General features: G+C 30.1%; 16 protein-coding genes and 1 pseudogene. All 17 read left to right on the top strand.

What is annotated here, in order from left to right; translation table 11 throughout:
• Positions 1-99 (top strand): annotated as a pseudogene (locus tag J3477_RS00005) (IS200/IS605 family transposase); the annotation flags it as partial.
• Between the two features lie 1,089 nt (positions 100-1,188).
• The gene (locus J3477_RS00010) at positions 1,189-2,766 is read left to right on the top strand and encodes an ABC transporter substrate-binding protein (protein ID WP_206867520.1); all 1,578 of its coding nucleotides are present in this window, start codon (positions 1,189-1,191) and stop codon (positions 2,764-2,766) included.
• 83 nt (positions 2,767-2,849) lie between these two features.
• Entirely contained in the window at positions 2,850-3,803 is a 954-nt protein-coding gene (locus tag J3477_RS00015; protein WP_206867521.1) for an ABC transporter permease, read from the top strand.
• Between the two features lie 5 nt (positions 3,804-3,808).
• The gene (locus J3477_RS00020; protein ID WP_206867522.1) at positions 3,809-4,660 is read left to right on the top strand and encodes an ABC transporter permease; all 852 of its coding nucleotides are present in this window, start codon (positions 3,809-3,811) and stop codon (positions 4,658-4,660) included.
• 4 nt (positions 4,661-4,664) lie between these two features.
• Positions 4,665-5,636, top strand: a complete 972-nt coding sequence (locus tag J3477_RS00025) for an ABC transporter ATP-binding protein (protein WP_206867523.1) — start codon at positions 4,665-4,667, stop codon at positions 5,634-5,636.
• Positions 5,637-5,677: 41 nt separating this feature from the next.
• A complete protein-coding gene (locus tag J3477_RS00030) occupies positions 5,678-6,658 on the top strand; it encodes an ABC transporter ATP-binding protein (protein ID WP_206867524.1) in 981 nt (326 codons plus the stop codon).
• 328 nt (positions 6,659-6,986) lie between these two features.
• Positions 6,987-7,478, top strand: coding sequence for a diguanylate cyclase domain-containing protein (locus tag J3477_RS00035; protein ID WP_206867525.1), 492 nt, complete (start codon positions 6,987-6,989; stop codon positions 7,476-7,478).
• A gap of 133 nt (positions 7,479-7,611) precedes the next feature.
• Complete coding sequence (locus J3477_RS00040; protein WP_206867526.1) at positions 7,612-8,655, top strand: GGDEF domain-containing protein; 1,044 nt, start codon at positions 7,612-7,614, stop codon at positions 8,653-8,655.
• 293 nt (positions 8,656-8,948) lie between these two features.
• Complete coding sequence (locus tag J3477_RS00045; protein WP_206867527.1) at positions 8,949-10,118, top strand: serine/threonine-protein kinase; 1,170 nt, start codon at positions 8,949-8,951, stop codon at positions 10,116-10,118.
• Positions 10,119-10,417: 299 nt separating this feature from the next.
• The gene (locus tag J3477_RS00050) at positions 10,418-10,864 is read left to right on the top strand and encodes a MarR family winged helix-turn-helix transcriptional regulator (protein ID WP_206867528.1); all 447 of its coding nucleotides are present in this window, start codon (positions 10,418-10,420) and stop codon (positions 10,862-10,864) included.
• Positions 10,865-10,883: 19 nt separating this feature from the next.
• Positions 10,884-12,263, top strand: a complete 1,380-nt coding sequence (locus J3477_RS00055; protein WP_206867529.1) for an MATE family efflux transporter — start codon at positions 10,884-10,886, stop codon at positions 12,261-12,263.
• Between the two features lie 284 nt (positions 12,264-12,547).
• Positions 12,548-13,276 carry a nitroreductase family protein gene (locus J3477_RS00060; RefSeq protein ID WP_206867530.1) on the top strand — a complete coding sequence of 243 codons (729 nt, stop codon included), beginning with the start codon at positions 12,548-12,550 and terminating at the stop codon, positions 13,274-13,276.
• Positions 13,277-13,496: 220 nt separating this feature from the next.
• On the top strand, positions 13,497-15,116 hold the full coding sequence (locus J3477_RS00065; protein ID WP_206867531.1) for a PAS domain-containing sensor histidine kinase: 1,620 nt from the start codon (positions 13,497-13,499) through the stop codon (positions 15,114-15,116).
• A 20-nt stretch (positions 15,117-15,136) separates the two neighbouring features.
• The gene (locus J3477_RS00070) at positions 15,137-17,371 is read left to right on the top strand and encodes an MASE3 domain-containing protein (RefSeq protein WP_206867532.1); all 2,235 of its coding nucleotides are present in this window, start codon (positions 15,137-15,139) and stop codon (positions 17,369-17,371) included.
• Between the two features lie 318 nt (positions 17,372-17,689).
• Complete coding sequence (locus J3477_RS00075; protein WP_206867533.1) at positions 17,690-20,698, top strand: exonuclease domain-containing protein; 3,009 nt, start codon at positions 17,690-17,692, stop codon at positions 20,696-20,698.
• Positions 20,699-21,021: 323 nt separating this feature from the next.
• Positions 21,022-21,348, top strand: a complete 327-nt coding sequence (locus J3477_RS00080; protein WP_206867534.1) for an ArsR/SmtB family transcription factor — start codon at positions 21,022-21,024, stop codon at positions 21,346-21,348.
• A 132-nt stretch (positions 21,349-21,480) separates the two neighbouring features.
• Positions 21,481-23,835 (top strand): YhgE/Pip domain-containing protein, encoded by a 2,355-nt coding sequence (locus J3477_RS00085; protein WP_206867535.1) that lies wholly within the window; start codon positions 21,481-21,483, stop codon positions 23,833-23,835.
• Positions 23,836-23,856: the final 21 nt, after the last annotated feature.

The following is a 23,856-nucleotide window of genomic DNA, read 5'->3' on the forward strand; positions in this document are numbered from 1 at the left end:
AAAAATCAGATACAAGAAGATTTAGCATATGAACAATTAAGTTTAAAAGAATATATCGACCCGTTTACGGGTGAGCCAGAAAAGAAAAGCAAAAAATAGAGCACCTTTAGGTGCAGCCTGTGAAGGCATGCGGTTGGCAAACCGTTCAGCGTGCGAGTAGCACGGCCAGTAATATGCCCTTATAGGGCTAAAGCAAGCCACCCGTTTGACGGGTGGTCCTGACTCTACATAAAATTTTGATATTATGTTAACCTAGTAGCTTAATATGATTTGAATAATTCTTTGGGAAATACAGTAAAGTACAAAACTAATTAGTCAATAGATTGATATATATAAGAGCTTCATAAGTGTTTTACGATATGTAACTTAAATTTATGGAAAGTCCTTAATTTGAAAGTAATTTACTTAATTAATTTTGATAAAAGTGAGACAAGTTCTATATTTCAAAAGTTAACATATAAATATAAAAAGCAAATTAATTATTGACAGTTAGCAAATTGTGGTTTAGAATTAAATCGTACTAAACATATAAGAAATATAGGAAATGAACAATGATGAGAAGAGTAAGTTAAGAATAGCCAACAGAGAAAAATCTCCTAGGGTGGAAGAGGTTTTGGGTAAAGCTTAATGGAAGTGCATCTCTGAGTTCTGAATCGAATTATATGATTGTACCACTTAATTTTAAAACTTATATTTTCAAATCATCCTATAATAATTTAGAGGAGTTTTGAAAATAGTTTTAACATTGAATTGGCACATCTTAAGTAGACTTCAGCGGGAACGCCCGATATAGCGGTGCGGTATGCTTGTACCAATATACTATTAGATTTTGTGTATTTGCATAAAAATCAGAGTGGAATGCGAGGCTTTGACTTCGTCTCTGAATTAGAGACGGGGTCTTTTTTACTGCATAAGAAACTATAAATTTTAAATTAAGGTGAATCTATATATTTCAATGATTTTAGAAGTTTTTTATCACTATGCAGTAAAAAAATAAAACTTATTCGCCTGCCAGATTTTCCTCATATACATTCGGAAAGGCAGATGCGTTAAAAAAGCTCGCTGAAGAAGGGCACTTCAACAACTTTTTTACTGCATAAGAAACTATAAAATTTAATGATATATAAACCTAGTAATTTCATGTGTTTAGCTTAAATTTATTAATTATTTTTACAAGGGGGAACAGACATGACATTTAAAAAAATATCAATGCTTGTAACAGCTCTAACAACAGCAGCTTTTTTATTAGTAGGCTGTGGTGGAGCAACAAAAAGTACAACAAATGCATCAGGAACTGCAACTAAATCAGATACCTTTACCTATGGTATTGATGGTGATCCTGGTAACTCTGTAAATGTAATAACCACAAGTGATCGTTATGGACTAATGGAAATAAAGGCATTATATTCGCCACTTTATATGTATAATGTTGATGGAATTAATTATTTCCTTGCTGAAAGCATGACTCAATCAGCAGACAAATTAACTTATACTGCCAAACTAAGAAAAGATGTAAAATGGAGTGATGGGGTTAAGTTTACTGCTGATGACGTAGTATTCACATACAATGAAATGTTAAAAGAGAAAAACGCTGGATGGGCATATAGCCAATTGATATTCAATGGAAAACCCGTGAAGATTACAAAGGTTGATGACTATACTGTAGATTTCACATTACCAGAAGTAAGCGCTCCTGGAATGGAACTTTTAGCTAACATCTTTATAATGCCAAAGCATATTTATGAAGGTGAAACTAATTTTGAGAATAGTACTAAGAATGCAAAACCAGTAGGAACTGGACCATATAAATTGGAAGAATATAAAGCTGGCCAATATGTTAAGATGGTTAGAAACGATGATTACTTCTTAGGTAAAGCAAAGATACAAAATGTTATCTTTAGAGTAATACCAGATGCAAATACTGCTAAGCTTTCTCTTCAAAAGGGAGAAATAAATGCTTTATCAGTTCAATCAAGAGATTTGGACAGTTTATTAAAAGGTAATAATTTAACTCCTTATAAGTATGATGAAGGTAGAGTTGCATATGCTGTGCTTAACTCTAATTCACCTAAGCTTAAGGATGCAAGTGTTAGACAAGCGATTTTCTATGCACTAAATAGAACTGATTTAATAAACGCTTCATTTGGATCGGAAGAATATGCTAAGAAAGCTTATTCCTTCCTTCCTAATGAAAGTAAATTCCATACAGACAATGTTGAAAAATATGAGTTTGATCAAGCTAAGGCAAAAGAACTTTTAGCAAAAGCAGGTGTTTCTGGTTTAAAACTTAAGCTTGGATATCCAGGCAGCAATGTTCCTTACCAAAAGGAAGCTGCTATAATTCAACAAAATCTAAAGGCAGTAGGAATAGATGTTGAGCTTGCTGCAGGTGAAGATGCTGCTATAAGTAAACAAATGAAAGACAAAAATAGTAATTATGATATGTTCCTTGGTGGATATATCATGGGAATAGATCCAGATACTTTTAACTCATTATTTTTATCAGATAGCCAATGGAATTACAGTCATTTTGCAGATAAACAAATTGATGACTTATTTAATGCTGGAAGAGTAGAAACAGATGAAGCAAAGAGAAAAGATATATACAATCAAATTCAGCAAAAACTTCAAACTAATGCATACTTCTTCCCAATTCTTGAAAACAAAAGAATTGTTGTTATGAGTTCAAACCTTCAAGGTGTAGATGATGCTAAACTAGTACCAGTTTATACTTTTGAAGATATGTCTAAACTTTATTTTAAATAAGAGTTTTAAAGATGTAGATACATGGGGAATATATAAACTTATATTCTCCATGTATAATTTATTAATTAAGGAAGTGAGCATAAGTGGCAAAATACATACTTAAAAGAATTCTACAAGCTATTCCGCTGCTTTTAATTATTACTATAATATGTTTTGCATTGATACAGATGGCACCTTACAATGCAGTGGATGCTATGACAACTCCAAAAATGCCTCAAGAAACAATTAACTTAATAAAAGCAAAATATGGATTTGATAAACCTGCCTATGTGCAGTATTTTTTATGGCTTAAGGGCATGTTAAGTGGCCAATTTGGCTATTCCATTGTCACCCATGAAAGCATCGCAAATGACCTATCGGCTAGGCTACCAGCAACAATGATTTTGGTCTTTCCTGCTTACTTGATCTCCCTTGTTATTGCGATAGTTCTTGGACTTATAGCTGGATCAAATAAAAATAAGCTTGTAGATAAGATAATAGACGGATTTTGCTCAATAAGTATAGCAACTCCAACCTTTTGGTTTGCAATGATTTTGATTTTTATTTTTGGATATAAGCTATCCATACTTCCTATATTGGGTATGAATACTATAGGAATGGAAGGGTCCATGTCAGACTTTTTACTACATTATATAATGCCATGTATTGTGCTAGTTATTGCTTACACTCCAGAGCTTGTTAGATATGTTAGATCTTCAACCATAGGACAAACTTCTGAGGGATATGTCATGGTGCAAAATGCTTTTGGGGCAAGCAAGAGCGAGATATTATTTAAGCATATTTGTAAAAATGTACTTCTACCAATTATTACTAAGATAGGTATGGCACTACCAATGTTAGTCACAGGAGCAATGATTACAGAAACTGTTTTTGGATGGCCAGGAGTAGGGCCGTACTTTGTTACAGCAGTTCGAGGCTTAGATTATCCGATAGTTATGGCTATTTTAGTGTTATCTTCTTCTATGGTCATAATAGGAAATTTATTGTCAGACATATTGTATTCAATCGTTGATCCTAGAATAAAAGAAATGGAGTAAGGCTTATGAAAAGCGTAAGATTAAAAAAAGTCATAGATGAATTAAAAGGTAATAAAAGTGCTTTATTTTCAATAGCCTTTCTTGTATTTATAATAGTTATATCATTATTTGCATTTTTAATACCTATAGATCCTAATGCTACTGATACGTCAAATATATTACAAACTCCTAGTATGAATCATTTATTTGGTACTGATGAATTAGGTAGAGATTACCTTGCAAGAACCATTTATGGAGGTAGAGTATCTCTTATAGTGGGAATCCTTGCAATGATTATTTCTACGAGTATTGGTATTGGAGTTGGAACTATAAGTGGATATTTCGGAGGGTATATAGATAATCTTTTAATGAGATTTGTTGATATAATATCCTCTATTCCTTGGATGATACTTGTAACTGTAGTAAGTATATTTTTAAAGCCTGGGCTTCAAGCCATAATTATAGTAATAGGTTTATTTTCTTGGATGGGAACTGCGAGGCTGGTACGTGCTGAAACCCTTTCTATAAAGCAAAGGGAATATGTACTTTATGCAAACTCAATCGGTGAAGCCTCAAGGAATGTAATTTTTAAACATATTATTCCTAGTGTATTTCCCACTATAATAATTGCCTCAACTTCAAGTATAGCTGATGCTATAATGACAGAATCCTCCCTAAGCTTTTTAGGACTTGGAATTCAACAGCCAATGTCTTCTTGGGGGAATTTACTTCAGAATGCGCAAACAAATTTACAAAGTGCACCATATATGGCCGTTTTACCGGGGGTATTAATCATACTTACAATTTATTCTTTTAATAAATTGGGAAATGTTTTAAGGGTATTTGCTGAGCCAAGGACTGCAGGAGGTAGTAGATAACATTATGAATAATGGAACACTTCTCAAAGTGAAAAATTTAAAGACTACATTTTACAATAAAGATAAGAAAATAGAAGCGGTTAGAGGCGTTGATTTTAAAGTTGCTTCAGGAGATGTTCTTGGAATCGTAGGTGAATCAGGTAGTGGAAAAAGCGTACTTATGAGATCAGTTATGAACATACTTCAAGAAAATGCTAAGATAGACTCTGGTGAAATTTTCTTTGAGGAAAAAGATTTGTTGAAATTATCCCGCAAGGAAATGAAAAAAATCAATGGCAAAGAAATGGCGATGATTTTTCAAGATCCTATGACTGCTTTAAATCCGTTGAAGAAAATCGGAGATCATATTGTAGAGGTATTAATTAGACATAAAGGTCTTAGCAAGAAAGATGCAAAGGAAATGGCTGTGAAAATCCTAGCTGATGTTGGAATACCGATGCCAGAAAAAAGAATAAATCAGTATCCACACGAATTTAGCGGTGGAATGAGGCAAAGAGTTCTTATTGCTATGGCACTTGCCTGCAAACCTAAGTTGTTAATAGCAGATGAGCCAACCACTGCCTTAGATGTTACTATTCAAGCGCAAATTTTAGAACTTTTGAAGTCACTAAAAGAAGATAATGATATGTCCATAATACTTATAACTCATGACTTAGGTGTAGTTGCTAATATATGTAATAGAATAGCAGTTATGTATGGTGGTTTAATAATGGAAGAAGGAACTACAGAAGAAATCTTTTATGAAACTAAACATCCCTATACAAAAGCTTTATTAAATTCTATTCCAAAGGTTGAGGGGGATGAAAAAGTAAGACTTAAACCTATAGAAGGTTCAGCACCATCCTTATTGGATCCTCCTAAAGGCTGTCCATTTGCAGATAGATGTGAATTTGCAAACTCAAAATGTTTTGATACAATGCCTGATTATAAAAAGTTTGGTGATACACACAGGTCAATGTGCTTTTTATCAGTGTAGAAATATTAATATACATTAAGGATAGTAAAGGAGGAGAGTAAATGAATTACTCAGATAAAGTATTAATAGAAGTAAAAGATTTGAAAAAATATTTTCCTGTAAAAAATAAGTTTATAGGAGGCGAACAGAAGTTTGTAAAAGCTGTAGATGGAGTTTCTTTTGATATAAAGAAAGGTGAAACCTTCGGACTTGTTGGAGAATCAGGTTGTGGAAAATCTACTCTTGGTAGATCGATAACTAGACTATATGATATTACTTCTGGTGATATCTTTTTTGAAGGGACTAATATTGCTAAATTTAATAGAAGAGAAATGAAAGAATATAATAGAAGAATGCAGATTATTTTTCAAGATCCGTATTCATCACTAAATCCTAACATGAACGTAGAAGAACTTATTAGTGAGCCTCTATTATTACATTCAAATCTTTCTAAGAAAGACAGGATTGATAAAATTCAGCACTTGCTTGAGATGGTTGGACTTAAGAAAACAGACATGGAAAAGTTCCCTCATGAATTTAGTGGTGGGCAATGTCAAAGAATAGGAATTGCGAGGGCTATATCAACTGAGCCTGATTTCATATTGTGTGATGAACCAATATCAGCTTTAGATGTGTCTATACAAGCTCAAGTGGTAAACATGCTTGAAGATTTACAAAAAGAGATGGGATTAACATATCTTTTTGTAGCTCACGATCTATCAATGGTAAGACATATATCAGATAGGATTGGAGTAATGTACCTAGGAAATCTTGTAGAAATTTCTGAGAGTAATGAGTTATATAATAATCCTCTTCACCCATATACAAAAGCATTACTTTCAGCTATACCTATAGCAGACCCTAAAAAGGCTAAAATAGCTGAAAGACAAATTATTGAAGGGGATATACCAAGTCCTATAGATATTCCTTCCGGATGTAGATTTCATACTAGATGTCCGTATGCAAAACCAATATGCAAAGAAATCACACCTAAAATGAAAGAAGTAGAGGGTGGACATTCTGTAGCATGTCACTTATATTAGTTAAAAACTAGTCCTATGAATTGTCACCTGTCAAATTGACAGATGATGATTCATAGGACTAGTTTTTTTGCTTTTTTCGCCTATAAATAATCTATTTAACAAAAAGATCTTAAAATGTTTTGGTATCAAATAAAAAAATTAAAAGTATAACCCCCTTAAATGTTAGAAGACCAATCGTACATTATTATGCAAAGAGTTATGAGTAGGGCAATGGGTTTCAACAATAGGAGGACTTAAACTAAGGTAGCTAAAGATTACATGTCTTGGAAGCACAACATGATGGTGTAAGGGTGCAAATACATATGATAATAAACAGTGAGGGATATACATGGAAACACAAACATTTAAGACACTAGATTGGAGTCATTACACAGCAATACCTAATTTTTTTGATTTTATAGATTCTGATGTCAGTGAAGTATTTGAAAAAAAGGGCAGTTTTATAGTTTTCAATATAGTTGCTTTAAGTAAGGTTAATGAAAAGTATGGAAGAGGTTTCGGTGATTTGCATGTTAAAGCTTTGATTAAAGCAATTACCACTATTTCATCAAAGTACAAAAAATCATATTGTTTTAGATTTGGAAGCAATGATTTTGTAGTTATATTACCAAATTATACTTCAAAGCAGATTAATGGCATTTCACTTGAAATCAAAATGCAGTATAAAAGTAATGTAAATTCTTTAGGTCTTAATAGAGCACAGTTAAATAAATTTATGATTGAATATAAAAATGATATTACGTCTGTAGAAGATTTTATGAAAAGCTATCTGACTATGCCAAGATATGTTCAATCACAAAATATAATAAACGGAATATGATGGTAAGCTACATAATAAATTATTATAAATATCTTAATTAGTATATTACAGTAATTGAAATGATATCTATATGAAAAAGCTAATTAAGTAAAATTTTAGTAGGTATACTTAAGCGATAATTAGGAGGTTTTGAATGGAAATAAAGGCATTTGACAATGTTTACGGTAATTATTCTTCAGTACGTCCAAACTTCTTTGATTTTCTTGAAGCTGATGTTAGTAAAATATTTGGAGAAAAAGGTGCATTTATAGTTTTCAATATTTTTAATTCTAAAAAAGAAGAGGATGAAGTATATATTGAAAATATTTTTAAGTTAATTAGGAACGTAATTTCCAAATATTCGAATGTATATGGTTTTATAATAGGGATTAATGATATAATAATTACTTTTCCAAACTATAATTTCGCTGATATCGAAAGAATATCTTATAAAGTGGAAACTTGCTTGAATAATATAATGAATACTATAGAAAACTCACATATGAGTTTAAGTAAATTCATTGTGCAATATAATCAAGAGATTGAATCTGTAGAAGATTTTTATGAATTGCTATTTAACAATGCTATAAAGCTAGAAGAAAATAAAGAAGTTTCTATTAAGAAAATTAAACGTATAATACATATGTTAACAACTAATATAAGAAACACACTTCATTCTTATAAGTATGCAAACGAACTTGCATTTATAGATGATATATCTGGTATTTCAAACCATAGAGCTGGAAAGTTGTTTTTATCGAAATTAATGGAAGAATATTTAGAAAGTAAAAAAGGGTTTGGAATAATGTTTATAGATGGAGATAACCTGAAACGTTATAATAATATAAGTTATGAAGCAGGAAACCAGATGATTAGAAATCTTAGTACTATAATAAAAAGCTCTATTAGAAGTGAAGATAAGGTGTTTAGATGGCTGTCAGGTGATGAATTTGTGGTGATACTCAGGGAAATAGATGAGGAAAACACTTTTAAGCTGGCAGAAAGAGTAAGAAGAACAGTTGAAGTTCAAACTAAGAATTATATATATCCTACAACTATTTCAGTAGGAGTAGCACATTATCCAAGTGATGGAAAGACTTTAGATGATCTTGTAAATAGAGCTGAGAAAGCAAATGCTTACGCAAAATCCATTGGGAAAAATCGTGTAATAAAATGGAATACTTCAATGGTTGATTGAATATATATAGTACTTTTGAACATAAAAAATTGCTAAAGAAAACTTCTTTAGCAATTTTTTATGTTTATTCTTGAGAAATTATAAAAATGAATGTTACTAATTACTCTGTTTTAAAGTTCTTTACCGCGTCAGATAGATTAGTGGAAAGGTTTTTTAATTGTTTCATCACAGTGAGAGAATCTTAAAAATAGAAAAAATTAATAATAAACAATAGTAGTACCCCCATAAAATATAGAGTAGGAACGTATATAATACTAGGCGAAATTTTTATACATCGGTAAATGGGGGTAACAATGCTTGAAGTTGGACATATTTTAGATGATAAATATGAAGTTATAAAAATAATTGGTTCTGGAGGTATGGGCACGGTTTATTTATGCAAAAACTTACGTCTGGACAACTTGTGGGCGATAAAAGAAACAGAAAAATGTGATGATATAAATATAGATATTTTATCTGAGTGTAATATACTAAAGAACCTGAATCATCCTGGAATTCCTAGGATAGTTGATATATTTTATGAAAAGAGCTATGTTTATTTAGTGGAAGATTATGTAGAAGGAAAAACTTTATTTGAGTATGTAAATGATGAACAAGAAATTGATTTAGAAACCATTAAAACGATTATTCTTGAAATTAGTGAAATAATAGATTATTTGCATAGTCTTAATCCACCAATAATTTATAGGGATTTAAAACCATCAAATATAATAATAAATTCAAGCGGAAAAGTTTTTCTTGTGGATTTTGGCATTTCAAAAATTTATAAAGTAGATAGCGATAGTGATACAATATGTATGGGATCAAGTGGATATGCTGCACCAGAGCAGCATGGACTAGCACAATCTTGCCGACAAACAGACATTTACGGTATGGGAATGGTTATGTATTTTATGCTTACTGGTAAAGTTCCGTTTAGTGGGGCAGAGCCATTTTTTGATGAAAATTATGATAAAAATATAAATAAAGATATTGTAAAAATAATAAAGAAATGTGTACAGCCTGAAATTAAAGATAGATATTCTTCTGTTTCTGATCTAAAAAAAGAAGTTATTAAATTATCCATTTTTGAAAAATATGAGAAGACCGTTTTTTTTAGTAATTCAAAGGGAGAAGTCAAAAAGGTAAAGAAAAGATTTAAGATAAGAAAGATTTTTTTAATTATACCATTCTTCTTAATTTTATTATTTGCTTCGATGTATCTTTTAGGAGAGAGTGGTGTAAGTAATAATGGAGATAAAGAAATAAATAAATCTAATGCTGAAAATAAAGTGCAAAGTATACCTAAAGCAACACAAGAAACTAATGAGCAATTTCAAGATGATAATTCAGGAGATGCAACTAGTGATGATAAACTGCAAGATCAAGGAACTAATAATACTATTAATAAGCAAACTTCAGATAATCAACAAACTAATTATAATCAGCACAAAGCTAAAGGCAATGGTAAGAAGAAAAAATAATCAAGTTTATTTGTAATATGATTTAAACTTTTGATAATTGAAAAATACTATCATTCTTTATGTGACTAAAATTAAGTGTTTTTTGCAAAAGTTGGGGAAATAAAAACTCCAACTTTTTTCTTACTCACTGTAAAAAAAATAGAGTTTTTCTAAATAAGAAAATTTAGTTAGAAATCTAACTATTTAATTAAACATCGTTGACACTTTAGATAGAAGATTATATACTATAATAGTTATGAAAATATAACTATTATATAAACATAACTAAAATTTATACAATATCCTTTTTGGAGGCATAAATGGATAAACAGATATATGATGAAATGATTGAAAATCTATATTGGGCATTTCCTTTACTTAAAACTAAGTTAGTAAAGCCTTTTGATAAAGAGGAAAAAGAAAATGACTTAACAGGAACTCATATGACTATACTTTTTATGGTAAAGGAAAAAGGAAGTATATGCATATCAGAAATTGGAAAACACCTGGGGATTTGCAAAGCAAATCTTACACCTCTTGTTCAAAAATTGATAGATAAAAGCTATATAGAAAGATTCGTTGATGACAAGGATAGAAGATACACTTTTATTAAACTCACAAGTGTCGGAGAAGATTTCATGGAAAACAAAAGGTATAAAGTGCAAGAATTTTTGAAAGAAAAGGTATCAGATTTAAGCGAAGCAGATTTGATGAAATTATCAGCTTCAGTTGCAGGATTAAGAGATATTTTAATGAAAATAAAATAATTCATAAAGGAGTGTAAGTATGGATAAAACAAACAGATTAGGGGAAGAGAAGATTTCAAAACTCCTTATTACTTTTTCTGCGCCAGCTATTATAGGGATGCTTGTAAATGCTATGTACAATGTTATTGACAGAGCAGTAATTGGTCATGGTGTAAATGAACTTGGAATTGCAGGGATAACAATTGGATTTCCTATTCAAATAATAATGATGGCTTTTGGTATGCTTATTGGTATTGGGGCAACTTCCTTAGTATCAATTCGTTTAGGTGAAGGAAAAAAAGAAGAAGCAGAAAAAATTATGGGTAATGCGGTTACTCTGCTAGTAGTAATTTCTATAGTTTTAACAATTTTAGGATTGATATTTCTTAATCCTTTGCTTAAGGCATTTGGTGCAAGTGATGCTGTATTACCTTATGCAAGAGATTATGTTAAGGTAATTCTTGTAGGAATGATTTTTGGTACACTTGGATTTGGTATGAATAACTTTATTCGTGCTGATGGAAACCCAAAGATAGCAATGCTTACAATGCTTATAAGTGCTTTAATTAATGCAATATTAGCACCAATTTTTATATTTATATTTAAGTGGGGAATGGTAGGAGCAGGTTTAGCTACTTCTTTAGCACAATTAGTGTCAAGTACTTGGATAATGTCATATTTTCTTATGGGAAAGAGTTCTCTTAAACTTAGATCGAAAAACCTTAAGTTAGATTCGGAAATCGTAAAAAAAATCTTAACCATAGGTACGCCACCCTTTGCAATGCAATTATCAAATAGCTTATTAAATGTTATCTTGAATAAAACTCTTATTGTATATGGTGGAGACTTAGCTATTTCAGGAATGGGAATTATTAATAGTATTCAAACTCTGATGTTAATGCCAGTAATTGGAGTAAGCCAAGGCTCTCAACCAATAATCGGATACAATTTTGGAGCTAAAAAATATGACCGTATAAAAGAAACCTTGAAATTAGCTATATCAGCAGCTACAATTATCGTAGTTATTGGATTTGTATTAACTAGATTGTTTCCAAACCAATTTATTGGTATATTTGCTTCAGATGAAGAATTAATTAAGTTCGGAACACATGCATTATTTATATTCTTTTTATGTTTACCAGTGACTGGGTTTCAGATTATAGGAGCCAACTACTTCCAGGCAGTTAGTAAGATGAAGCCTGCTATGTTTTTAACCCTATCTAGACAGGTTCTTATACTTATACCTGCAATCTTAATACTTTCGAGAATGTTTGGATTGGATGGAGTTCTTTATGCAGGACCTTTAGCTGATTTTTCGGCCGCAGTGTTAACTGGAATTTGGTTATGGAAAGATTTAAAACATCTAAATAAAGATGAAGAAGAAAATGAGAATGAAGAACTATTAGTTCTAGAGGATTGATAATTAATATACAGCTTGCAAAAGTCTAAACAAAAAAGCTTGAGGAAACTCAAGCTTTTTTTGTTATTTTCCTATTCATTCTAAAATCCCCTTAAAAGTAAAGGCACAAGTTATACTATACTTATTTTGCAAAATATGGAAATAGATTTCTTTAAAATAATATTAAAAAATAATAAAAAAATTTTAAAAGGATGTAATATATAAAATCAAATTTGTTGACATAAATGAAAAGCATAATTATTATTAATTTAATTAGAATTATAACTAAATATAGGAGAGTTTAAATGAATATTTTAGAAGCTATAGAAAAAAGAAAATCTCGTAGAAGTTATTTGTCTACACCAATAGCAAATGATAAGATTGAAAAAATTGAAAGGCTTATCTCTAAATATAATGAAGAGGGCAATATATCAATACAACTAATTGAAGATGGAAGCCAAGCGTTCAATGGATTAAGAAAGAGTTATGGAATGTTTTCAGGTGTTAAGAGTATATTGGCCCTTATTGGAAAATCTGAAGATCCTCATCTAAGTGAGAAGTTAGGATATTATGGTGAACTTTTAGTACTTGAAGCAACTAAATTGAATTTAGGAACTTGTTGGGTTGGTGGTTCTTTCGATAAAAAAACTCCAATTGGCAAACTGAGAGATGATGAAAGCTTAGTTTGTGTTATTCCAATCGGAAATGTTGAAGAAACTCAAACTATAAAAGAAAAACTTATATATAAAGCGGCACATGGAAAAACAAAAGCAGTAGAAGAATTTTACACAGCAGTTGGAGAGGTTCCTCAGTGGTTTTCAGAAGGAATGAAGGCCGTACAGAAAGCACCATCTGCTAAGAACACTCAGAAGGTTAGATTTAATTATAATCAAGGCAATATTACTGCCGGTATAGAAAATACTTACGTATTTGATTTAATTGATTTGGGAATAGCTAAGGCTCATTTTGCTATAGTAGCAGATGGGGATTTTGAGTTTGGGAATCCAGGACAATTTCATAAAGGTAAAAAATAGAATAAAAACTAATCATAAAAACCCTCAAAGACATAATAGATAAGTCTTTGAGGGTTTTATATTATAAAATTAAGCTGATAGTTCTACCAGTTTAATAAAAGATTATGTGTGGTTTTATGGAATAAATGTAAAAATTGGAAGCTATAAGAGGAATTTTGTATAATATGAAGAATTATAGTAAAATATGAGATTTTTTCTATAACATGGAGGGGCTAATCAGATGTTTGATACGACAACTGTTGATAATATTAAATCGAAGGATAAAGAAAGAAGTAATAAAATATTAGATTTAGACTTCACTTGCTTTGATTTTATACCAAGTGCAATTTTGGTTCAAAAGGATAATGAAATAGTTTATGTTAATGAATCACTTCTTAAAATTATGGAGTGTGATTATGAGTGGATAATGGGAAAGTCAGTTTATAAATTGTTTGAAGAAGAAAATAATATACTCAGTACCAAAATGAAACATCTATTTAATATAGAAGATGGTGAATATAGAATTAAAAATTCTAGAGGAAATGAAATAGAAATAGAATTAAAATGTAATGATGAAAAGTTTGGGGATAGTAATTTTATATTTCTAAATATTAGAGATATATCTGAGAGAAAACAGTTGCAAGCTGAACTTCAGGAAAGTAGAGAACTATATAAAAATTTAATTGATATATTACCTATAGGGATAAGCATACATGACGGAAAAACATTTTCTTTTGTCAGTGATTCTTATATAAAGATACTAGGATATGATAGTCCAAATGAATTAGTTGGACAGAAATTGGCCATGGTTGCAGACAAAGTGTTTCAGAAAGTTGTAGATGAAAGGTTGAATTCACTTTTAGCCAATAATATAATGCTCAGTCCTATTGAGTATAAATTTGTTACTAAACAAGGTGATTTAATTGATGTTGAGGTTATATCCGTTAGATTTTCCTATAACCAAAAGGTAAATATTATTTCCACCGTGAGAGATATTACAGAAAAAAAGAAAGCGGAAGAAAATAAGAAACTTTTAGAAAGAACTTTAGAGTACGATAGGTTGAAAACTGAGTTTTTTTCAAATATTTCTCATGAATTGAGAACTCCTTTAAATATATTACTTAGTTCTTTGCAACTCATTGAATTATATGTTGTAGATGACTCAAATCCAAAAATAATGGATATAAGGAAATATATTAAGGTAATGAAACAAAACTGTTACAGACTTCTTAGACTTATTAACAATTTATTGGATATAACCAAAATAGATTCTGGTTATTATGGACTTGATTTGCACAACCATAACATCGTAAAAATAGTTGAGGATATGACGCAATCCGTTGCATCATATATGGAAGAAAAGAACATTCAAATTATATTTGATACTGATGTTGAAGAAAAGATGATTGGGTGTGATAAAGATAAAATAGAGAAAGTAGTATTAAGTTTACTTTCAAATGCCGTAAAATTTACCAAGCCTGGAGGTACTATAGATGTGTCAGTACATGACCTTAGGGATAGAGTAAAAATAAGTGTAAAGGATACAGGGATTGGTATTCCAAAAGATAAACTAGGTTTGATTTTCGAAAGATTTATTCAAGTGGATAAATCCTTATCTAGAATAAGCGAAGGTGCAGGAATTGGATTGTCTCTAGCTAATGATTTGATAAAGATGCATGGTGGAACAATTAGCGTTACAAGTGAATATGGAATTTTTACACAATTTGATATTTTAATCCCGTTAAAAAAAGTTGAAAATGAAAACGTAATGTCAAATTCAGATCAATATTTAGATAGGTGGATAGATAAAAAGGATAAAGCTGAGATGGTAAACATAGAATTTTCTGATATTTACATCTGACTAAAAGGGGTTATATGGGTATGGTTAACAGTAAGAACGAGTTAGTAAATAAGGACATTAATCGACAGATAAGTATAAATATCATAATTACATTTATAATTGTATTATTTATATCCCTTATGATATCTATAGGTGTATTCTATGAATTTTGGTTTTGGTATAAAGAATTGACTCATAAGACCCTTGAATTATTGAGTGTTTTTATGGGAGCATCCACTTTCTTAATAATTTGGAACAAACATAGTACAGAAGAAAGTATAAACTATATATTAGGGTTTGGGTACTTGATTGTTTCAGTTATGGATGTAATTCATACTTATTTTTATAAGTATATGGTTATCAATGATATTGCTAGGAGTGATACATCTTTAAAGTATTGGATGATTGCTAGAATTATAGAAGTTATTTCATTATTGATGTTTTCTTATGCACCATATAGGAAGAATGGCAATAAATATATTGCCATGTTTAAAACTGTATTATTTATTGCTTTTTTGTCTTATGTTTTAGAGAATAACAAAGCTTATATTCCTGCATTTTATACTACTAATGGAATTACGATGTTTAAAATAGTTTTAGAGTATTTAGTAATAATGATAGCAATTTTGGCTTTATATAAATTAAGAAATAATTTAGTTAGAGAACAGTTGATTAATTTTAAATTTCTTTACATATCCATACTTTTGATGATTCCATCAGAGGTATGTTTTACACTTTTTAAAAGTACGGATTCCCTTTGGTTTGTTTATGGTCATATTTTAAAGATATGTAGTTATTTTTATCTTTACAAAGCGGTGTTTCAAAGTTCCATTAATTATCCTTATGATAAAATAAATGAAAATAATCAAAGATTATCTGATATTCTCAATGCAATCCCTATACCTATTCATACTTATAATTTAAATAATAAAATAGATTTTGTTAATAACAAATTTGAAGAGTTATTCAAATATTCAAAGGAAAATATATTAGGTTTAGATGATGAAGAAATATCAAAGGTTTTACGAAAGGTAGGAAACAATCATGAAAAATCCTTACCATACCGAGTCTATAATGATGAAGAAAATACTAAGAATATCATTAGAACTTATTTAGATTCACATAATAAAGAAATAAAAGTTTTGATTAATGCTCATAAGATTAAGGGCGGAGTTCTTGTTGTTACAAATGATATTAAACAAGAACAACAAATTAAAAATTTGAATTTACAAGCCCAAACTATATTAAATTCTATATCTGTACCTACAATCATAGTAGATTATAATGGTGAAATAATTGCATGCAATAATTATTTTGCAGATTTAGTGGAAGTAAATTATGAAGAAATAAATAGAATGAACATATATGAGCTGAATAAACTTCTTAAATTAAATAGTAATGAAGTTCACAATATATTTTCTCCACCTAATTTTAGAGATGATAAAATTGACTGCGTTATAGTGACTCCAAGAGTGAATAGAAAAAATATACAGATAAGTACATCTGTAATAAAGAATATCTATAACGAGAGTATTGGACTAATGATAGTTGTACAAGATGTATCTAAGATAAAAGAGAATCAAATAAAATTAATAAATCAAGAAAAATTGGCGTTGCTTGGGCAGATGGGAGCTACCATTGTTCATGAAACAAGAAATTTTTTAACCACTATAAAAGGAAATAGCCAATTAATACAACTATATACTGATAATGACAGAATCAAAGGGTTTGCCAATAAGATAAATTCAGATACAGATGAAGTAAATAGAATTATCAGCGATTTTTTAAATTTATCCAAACCAAGAGAAACTGAATTAGAAGAAGTAGCATTTTATGATTTAATTTCATCAATGAAAAGTACTATAGAGACATCATCATTAATGAGTAAAGTGCAACTGACTTTGAAATTAGATTATGACGAGAGATATATATTATGTGATGAAACTCAAATAAAACAAGTAATACTAAATATTTGCAAAAATGCAGTTGAGGCTTTAGAACATGTATCAGCTCCAAAATTATTTATTAGTACAGGGCTAAATGAACAATCCAAGGAAGTATATATAAAAATAGAGGATAATGGTAAAGGTATGAGTGAAGATACTCTTAAAAAGGTAGGAACACCTTTCTTCACTACAAAAAAAACAGGTACTGGTCTTGGTCTTAGCGCATGCTATGAAATTATTAATGAGCATAATGGAAGAATTGAGATAGAGAGTAAGCTTGGTATTGGAACTACTTTTAGTATTATTGTTCCATATTTAGATGAGGAATAAGCTAAAATTTAAATTGTAGGGAAATTTAGTTCGAGATATAATAGAAAAATAAGAAATATGCACAAAAAAGCTCACTGAAGAAAATCGCTTCAGCAATTTTTTATTCTTTTGATAATTATAATTCAATTAGATATCTGGATAAGTATACATAACAGACTAAAACATAATATAAATTAAAGAATAAAAAAAAGAAAAAATGTGTCGCCTGCCAGATTTTCCTCATATACATTCGGAAAGGCAGATGCGCAAAAAAGCTCACTGAAGAAAATCGCTTCAGCGACTTTTTTAGAATTTACTAATGAAAATCGAGGAGAGAGTATGTACCCCTTTAGTATATTAAATAATGTAGTATTTTTGGATATTGAGACAACTGGACTCAATCCACTTGAAGATAGAATAATAGAAATTGGTGCAGTTAAAATAAAAGATAGTATCGTTACTAAGTTTAGCAGTTTAGTGAATCCCAAAATTGAAGTTCCACTAAATATTATTGATTTGTGCACTGGAATAAATCAAGAAGCTTTAGATAATGCGCCACAAATAGATGTAGTAATGATAAATTTAGTTGAATTTATTGAGGATTTTCCGATTATATGTCATAATGCAGCTTTTGAAAAGAGTTTTTTAAAAGTGGAAAATAGTTTTTTAGATTCACTGGAACTTATTGCTGTTCTTTTTCCTGAGTTTCATGAATTTAATCTTCAATATTTAATAAAAAAGCTTTTACCTAATAGTAGAGTAGAGCAGCATAGAGCACTAAGCGATTCAGAAGACACTATAGAGGTTGTAAACTATGCAATAAGTAACTTCTATTTTGATAATGGTTTCACAATTCCAATGAGTATCACAGAATTAGAATCGTGGGATTGGTATAAATATATAACAAATATAAATATGGATGATGTTAAAGATTTTATTTCCAATATACCTCCACAAGCTAAGGTGGAAAATCAAAAAGCTTATACTATCTTTGCTTTGAAGGACTATGAAAAGCTTTTTGAAAATGAAGATGTGTGGAAAAGAAACAGAAGTGACTATAAGCTTAGGCCACAGCAAAGAGATGCCTCTAAGTTTATTAAAGAAGGTTTAGAAGGAAATAAATTTACTATAATGGAAGCTCCTACTGGGTTGGGTAAAAGTATGGCATATTTACTACCTGCTTCTATTTACACACATTTAAAAGAGGAAAAAGTTATTATTTCTACAAATACAAAAGGACTTCAGAATCAATTAGTTGAGAAAGATATTCCAAACCTTTTAGAAGCATTGAATTTGAAGAATGATATTAACTATACCTTGATAAAAGGGAAAGGCAATTATTTATGTTATGATAGGTTTGAAGAAATAGAGTATCCAAAAGATATGAAAAATCTTATTGGATATGTATATTTAAAGAGATTAATCACAGAAAAAGGCTTTGGTGACATTGAAGAAATTAATTACCTAATAAAAGAGAAATTTAATTTGAATGATTTACTAGAACAGTGTTTTTGTGATTCTGAGCTTTGTGATGTAGACAGCTGTAAATATAGAGATATGTGTTATTATGCATCAAAAGTGGAAGCATTAAAAGAAGCTCAATTAATAGTAGTGAATCATTCCTTGTTAGTTAAGTGGCCATATCAGAGCATAGCGCCACTTGAAAATATCGTAATTGATGAAGCACATAACCTTGTACAGGAGGCATATGAGGCTTTTGAGGAGACGCTTATATCATATGAATTACATAAATTTTTAACAGAGATATACGATGAGGAAGGAAAAAATGGATTCATATATTACCTATCTTTAAGAGCAAAAAATAAAAATCTGCCTTTAAAAAATATACAAATTGGAATAAATCACTGTTTGGAGCAGCTAGACAACGTAAGATTAGCTTTTGATAGTTATATAAATTCTAACTTAATAAATAGAGATTATAATATAAAAGAACACTTTAATAAAAATAATCCTAATATGGCACGAATTATAAGCTGTTTACAATATTTAAAAGAAGATATTGCGGACTTAAATTTAAATATAGATAAGGCTGTTAATGTTTTAAAAGAAATAACAGCTTTAGAAAAAGATAAACGACTTAAGATAATGATTGAAAAGGTTGAAGTTTTAGGGGGATATATTAAGTTAATTGAAAATGTAATTGAACAAAGTAAAAATGATTACTGTTTTTATTTTGAAGTTGAAAAAAATCTTAAATGGTGGAAGATATCAAGCATTCCTTTAGATGTATCAAGTGATTTTTATGAAAAAGTGCTAAATGGAACTAAAAGTTGTTTGTTTATTTCTGCTACATTAAGTACAGATAATGGATACAATAATTTGAAAAATAATTTAGGAATTAGCATAGCTAAAGCCCAAAACAAAGAAATAGTGGAGGTACCTCCAATAGATCCGGTTTTTGATTATAAAGGAAGAAGTTCAATATATAGTTTTGAAAACCTGGATCCAAACGATATTGGAGCTTTCTCAGAAGATATGAAAAACTTTGTGTTAGAGCTCTTAAATAATATTGAGGGGAACATAATTATTCTCTTTACAAGTAAAAAAAGATTGCAAGCTTTTAAATCATCCGCGGCATTGGAACTTAAAAATGTTGGTGTAAGAATTGTAGAAGGAAAAAAAGATATAGAAAAGCTTAAATTGAGAGATAAAAGGTTCATACTTTTAGGATCTAAAGGCTTTTTTGAAGGGATAGATATTCCAGGGGATACTATGACTACTGTAATCTTGGATAAGGTACCAAATATTAATAGCAAGGAACCGTTATACAAATCCTTAGTAGAAAAGGGCCTTGAAAAAGGAAAAGATTATTGGCAATCTTATGCGAATGTTAATTTTCCTATTGTATCTATTGATCTTAAACAGATTTATGGAAGAATTATTAGAACAGAATATGATTATGGAGCCCTTTTTATTATGAGCAAGTTTGATAGAAATAACTCAACAATTAGGAAGCTTGAAAAACAGTTGCATGGGGTTCCTATAGTAAGAAAAGAACAAGAAGAAATTTTTAAAGATTTGAAAATTAGAACAATAAGATGGAAACAAATGAATCTTTACAAAATAATGAAGGAAGTTAAAAATACATTATTAGATGAATTAAAAAGTAAAAAACAAGCAAAGGCTATTGCATCTATAAAAGATATTGAGCTTTATGTGAATAAATTTATGTCTAGGGAATATGAAAAAAGAAATCTGAAGTATGATGTAAATATTTATTTTACAGAACATTTAATGATATATATAAACGGAGTAAAAATAAATCTAGGAAATAATAAAAAAGCAATAACTCAGTACTTTGAGGATATATTATTAATTAATGTATAATATTTTTATTCATTAGATATTATACATTAAATCCAGTTTATATGATTAAATAAAGGCATTTGCAGCAATAATTATTGTAAATGCCTTTGAGCTTAAAAGTCAAAGTATTGTGTTGAAATTAAGTGGTTATCAATCCGGTTCTATTTAGATTAGGCAAAGAATTATAAGGTAAATTTAGTTAGTAAAACTATATAATTCAAAATAAAAAATAAGATTTTTATGTAATTGTATACATTCTTCGACACATATTGACAATGAAATTATAAAGTTTTATTATAATAATATGTTTAAGAGGTTAAACCAATAAACGATTGGAGGTTAATATGGATAATAAGCCAAATAAGGAACTAATAATAGATACATTTAGGCAATGTATTCCTTTTTTTAACGTTTTAGCAGATGAAAATAGACAAAATATAATTATGCTTTTAGCAGAAGAAGAAGCTGGACTTAATGTAAATAAGATTACTGAAGGAATTCCACTTTCTAGACCTGCAATATCACATCATCTAAAGATACTAAAACAAGCAGGTTTTGTAGGAATAAAAAAAGTAGGTACAGAAAATTTTTATTTTCTTACTTTAAAAAGCCCAATAGAAAAAATTAAGCAACTTATGAACTATATAGAGGGCACTTGTCATTTTAGATAAATTTTTTTGCATCATTGGTTCAATTGATTAAACGAATAAACGTAAAATATATTATCCATTTAAACCTCCATGTTAAAAAACTTATCTTACATGATAAGAAAAATTGTTATACAAATTAAGGGAGGTAAAAGAATGAACGGAAAAAGTAAGACAAGCAGTAAAAAAACATTAATTATCATTTTAAGCGTAGCATTAGCAGCAGTAATGTTCATACCAATGCTTTATTCTTCTATTTACCTTGGAGCTTTCTGGGATCCATATGGTAGACTTGATAATGTACCTGTAGCCTTTGTAAATATGGATAAGTCAGTTACTAAGGATGGCAAGGAGTATGCAGTAGGAAAAGAACTGGAGAAAAATCTAAAAACAAATGATAAAGTAGCTTGGAAGTTTGTGAGCTATGAAGAGGCACAAAAGGGTGTAAAAGGTACTGACTATTATGCGATGATAGAAATACCTGAAGATTTTTCTCAAAAAATTGCTGCTTCACAGGATGGAACATTTAATACTCCTGAGGTAATTTATGAAGGAAATAAAGGAAGAAACTTTGTATTTTCTCAAATATCTGAAAAGGTTGCAGAAAGTATTAAGACTGAAGTAAGTTCAAGTATTCAAAAAGAGATATCTAAAGCCTTAGTTGACAGTTTGTATGACGTTAAGGTTTCTATCAAAGATGCTGGTGATGGTGCTTCAGAGTTACAAGATGGAACTCTGAAGCTTTTAGATGGTAGTAAAACTTTAGCTGATGGGCTTGAAACTGCTGCAAGTGGATCAGGACAATTAAAAGATGGTTTAGTACAAGCGAGTAATGGAGCTACAACTCTTGAAAATGGAACTAAGCAATTATTAGATGGAACCAATGCATTATCAAGTGGTCTTAATCAAGCTTCAAATGGATCAAGCGATTTAAAGGCAGGATTAAATACACTTGCTAATGGAGAGGCTCAGGTTTCAAATGGTTCTGGAAGCTTAGTTGATGGACTTAACACATTAAAACAAAGCTTAACAGCTAGTAATGATCAAATACCTAAACTAGTTGGTGGTGCTAAGGCTCTTAGTGATGGGACTGCTGCATTAAAAGCTGGAGCAAAAGATTTAACTTATGACAATGTTAAAGCATTAGCTGATGGAGTTAATTTAGAAAGTGGTGCTATTAGCAATGCAAACAGCAAGATTGATCAAAGCCTTTTAGATGATATTAATAATTCAACTTTAGCTGATGGTGATAAGCAGAAGCTAGCCTTGATAATCGGAACTATCCAAAATTTAAATACTGTTAATCAAAATAATAACTTAGGTGGGCATCTTTCAGGTTTAGCAGAAGCAGTAAAACCGCTACCTAACACTTTACAGCAGTTAAGTGACGGTTCTAAGAATCTTTATTCTGGTATAAATCAATTAGTAGGTGGCCTATCAGAAACTCAAAATAAGGCAGCAGTTGGTGTAGATCAGCTTATAGCTGGAGCAAAGGCAATTCAAACTGGAAGCACTGCTTTACAAGCAGGTTTAAATACAGCAACTGAAAAAACTGGAGAACTTTCTAATGGATTGAATCAATTGAGTACTGGGTCTACTTCTTTAAGAGATGGATTACAATCTGCAAGCTCAGGAACTACTAGTTTAAAAAATGGATTAAATACAGCTGTAGTAAAAACAGGAGAGTTAACAGATGGACTTAATAAGTTAAGCAGTGGTTCAGTAACGCTAAAGAATGGATTAAATGATGCTAATGATGGAGCTGCTAAACTTAAAGATGGACTAAATAGTGGTTTTGATAAAATGAATGAAAATTTGAAGTTTAACTCCGATAATATGTCTAAGTTTGTATCAGAACCAGTTACCCTTAAAGATAATTCAATAAATGCTATTAAGTATTATGGAGAAGGACTTGCACCATACTTTGTATGTCTATCTTTATGGTTAGGCTCAATGTTCATAAACCTTGTATTATCAATAGCAAAGAAACTTAATGTCACTGAGAATAAGTTTATCAAGAGCTTTGGTGGTAAATTTGCGTTTGGTGCAGCAATGGCAACTTTACAAGCCTTGATTTTAAGCTTTGCTTTAGTTAAAGGGTTAAACATTGATGCTACAAGCATAACAAGTTTCTATGTAAGTAATATTTTTATTGCAATTGTGTTCTTTAGTGTAATGTATGGAGTATCTTATGCAATTGGGGTAATAGGAACACCAATTATGTTCATTATATTCCTTTTACAATTATCATCTTCAGGTGGAACTTTCCCAATAGAGACAGCTCCTACTTTCTATAGAGTTGTTGGACAAATCTTCCCTATGACGTACGCAATAAATACACTTAGAATGATTATTGGTGGTGTAAATACTGCAGTCCTACATAAAGACATAATTATACTTCTAACATTTATGCTTGCTTTCTTAGGTGGTGGCTATGCTTTAAGGCTAATACTTAATATGTTTAAGAGCAAAGACAATGATGATGATGCTCAAGAATTAAATGCAGCATAGGTGAACAAAATAAGTCGTTGA

Origin of the sequence: Clostridium zeae (genome assembly GCF_017312485.1) — a bacterium.
In the GTDB taxonomy this organism is placed as follows: domain Bacteria; phylum Bacillota; class Clostridia; order Clostridiales; family Clostridiaceae; genus Clostridium_AR; species Clostridium_AR zeae.

Bases quoted from the DNA above. Each gene is read 5' to 3' on its own strand.
- J3477_RS00035 (WP_206867525.1), top strand. From the start codon at position 6,987: ATGGAAACACAAACATTTAAGACACTAGATTGGAGTCATTACACAGCA.
- J3477_RS00030 (WP_206867524.1), top strand. From the start codon at position 5,678: ATGAATTACTCAGATAAAGTATTAATAGAAGTAAAAGATTTGAAAAAA.
- J3477_RS00020 (WP_206867522.1), top strand. From the start codon at position 3,809: ATGAAAAGCGTAAGATTAAAAAAAGTCATAGATGAATTAAAAGGTAAT.
- J3477_RS00060 (WP_206867530.1), top strand. From the start codon at position 12,548: ATGAATATTTTAGAAGCTATAGAAAAAAGAAAATCTCGTAGAAGTTAT.
- J3477_RS00050 (WP_206867528.1), top strand. From the start codon at position 10,418: ATGGATAAACAGATATATGATGAAATGATTGAAAATCTATATTGGGCA.
- J3477_RS00075 (WP_206867533.1), top strand. From the start codon at position 17,690: ATGTACCCCTTTAGTATATTAAATAATGTAGTATTTTTGGATATTGAG.
- J3477_RS00085 (WP_206867535.1), top strand. From the start codon at position 21,481: ATGAACGGAAAAAGTAAGACAAGCAGTAAAAAAACATTAATTATCATT.
- J3477_RS00040 (WP_206867526.1), top strand. From the start codon at position 7,612: ATGGAAATAAAGGCATTTGACAATGTTTACGGTAATTATTCTTCAGTA.
- J3477_RS00080 (WP_206867534.1), top strand. From the start codon at position 21,022: ATGGATAATAAGCCAAATAAGGAACTAATAATAGATACATTTAGGCAA.
- J3477_RS00065 (WP_206867531.1), top strand. From the start codon at position 13,497: ATGTTTGATACGACAACTGTTGATAATATTAAATCGAAGGATAAAGAA.
- J3477_RS00055 (WP_206867529.1), top strand. From the start codon at position 10,884: ATGGATAAAACAAACAGATTAGGGGAAGAGAAGATTTCAAAACTCCTT.
- J3477_RS00010 (WP_206867520.1), top strand. From the start codon at position 1,189: ATGACATTTAAAAAAATATCAATGCTTGTAACAGCTCTAACAACAGCA.
- J3477_RS00045 (WP_206867527.1), top strand. From the start codon at position 8,949: ATGCTTGAAGTTGGACATATTTTAGATGATAAATATGAAGTTATAAAA.
- J3477_RS00025 (WP_206867523.1), top strand. From the start codon at position 4,665: ATGAATAATGGAACACTTCTCAAAGTGAAAAATTTAAAGACTACATTT.
- J3477_RS00070 (WP_206867532.1), top strand. From the start codon at position 15,137: ATGGTTAACAGTAAGAACGAGTTAGTAAATAAGGACATTAATCGACAG.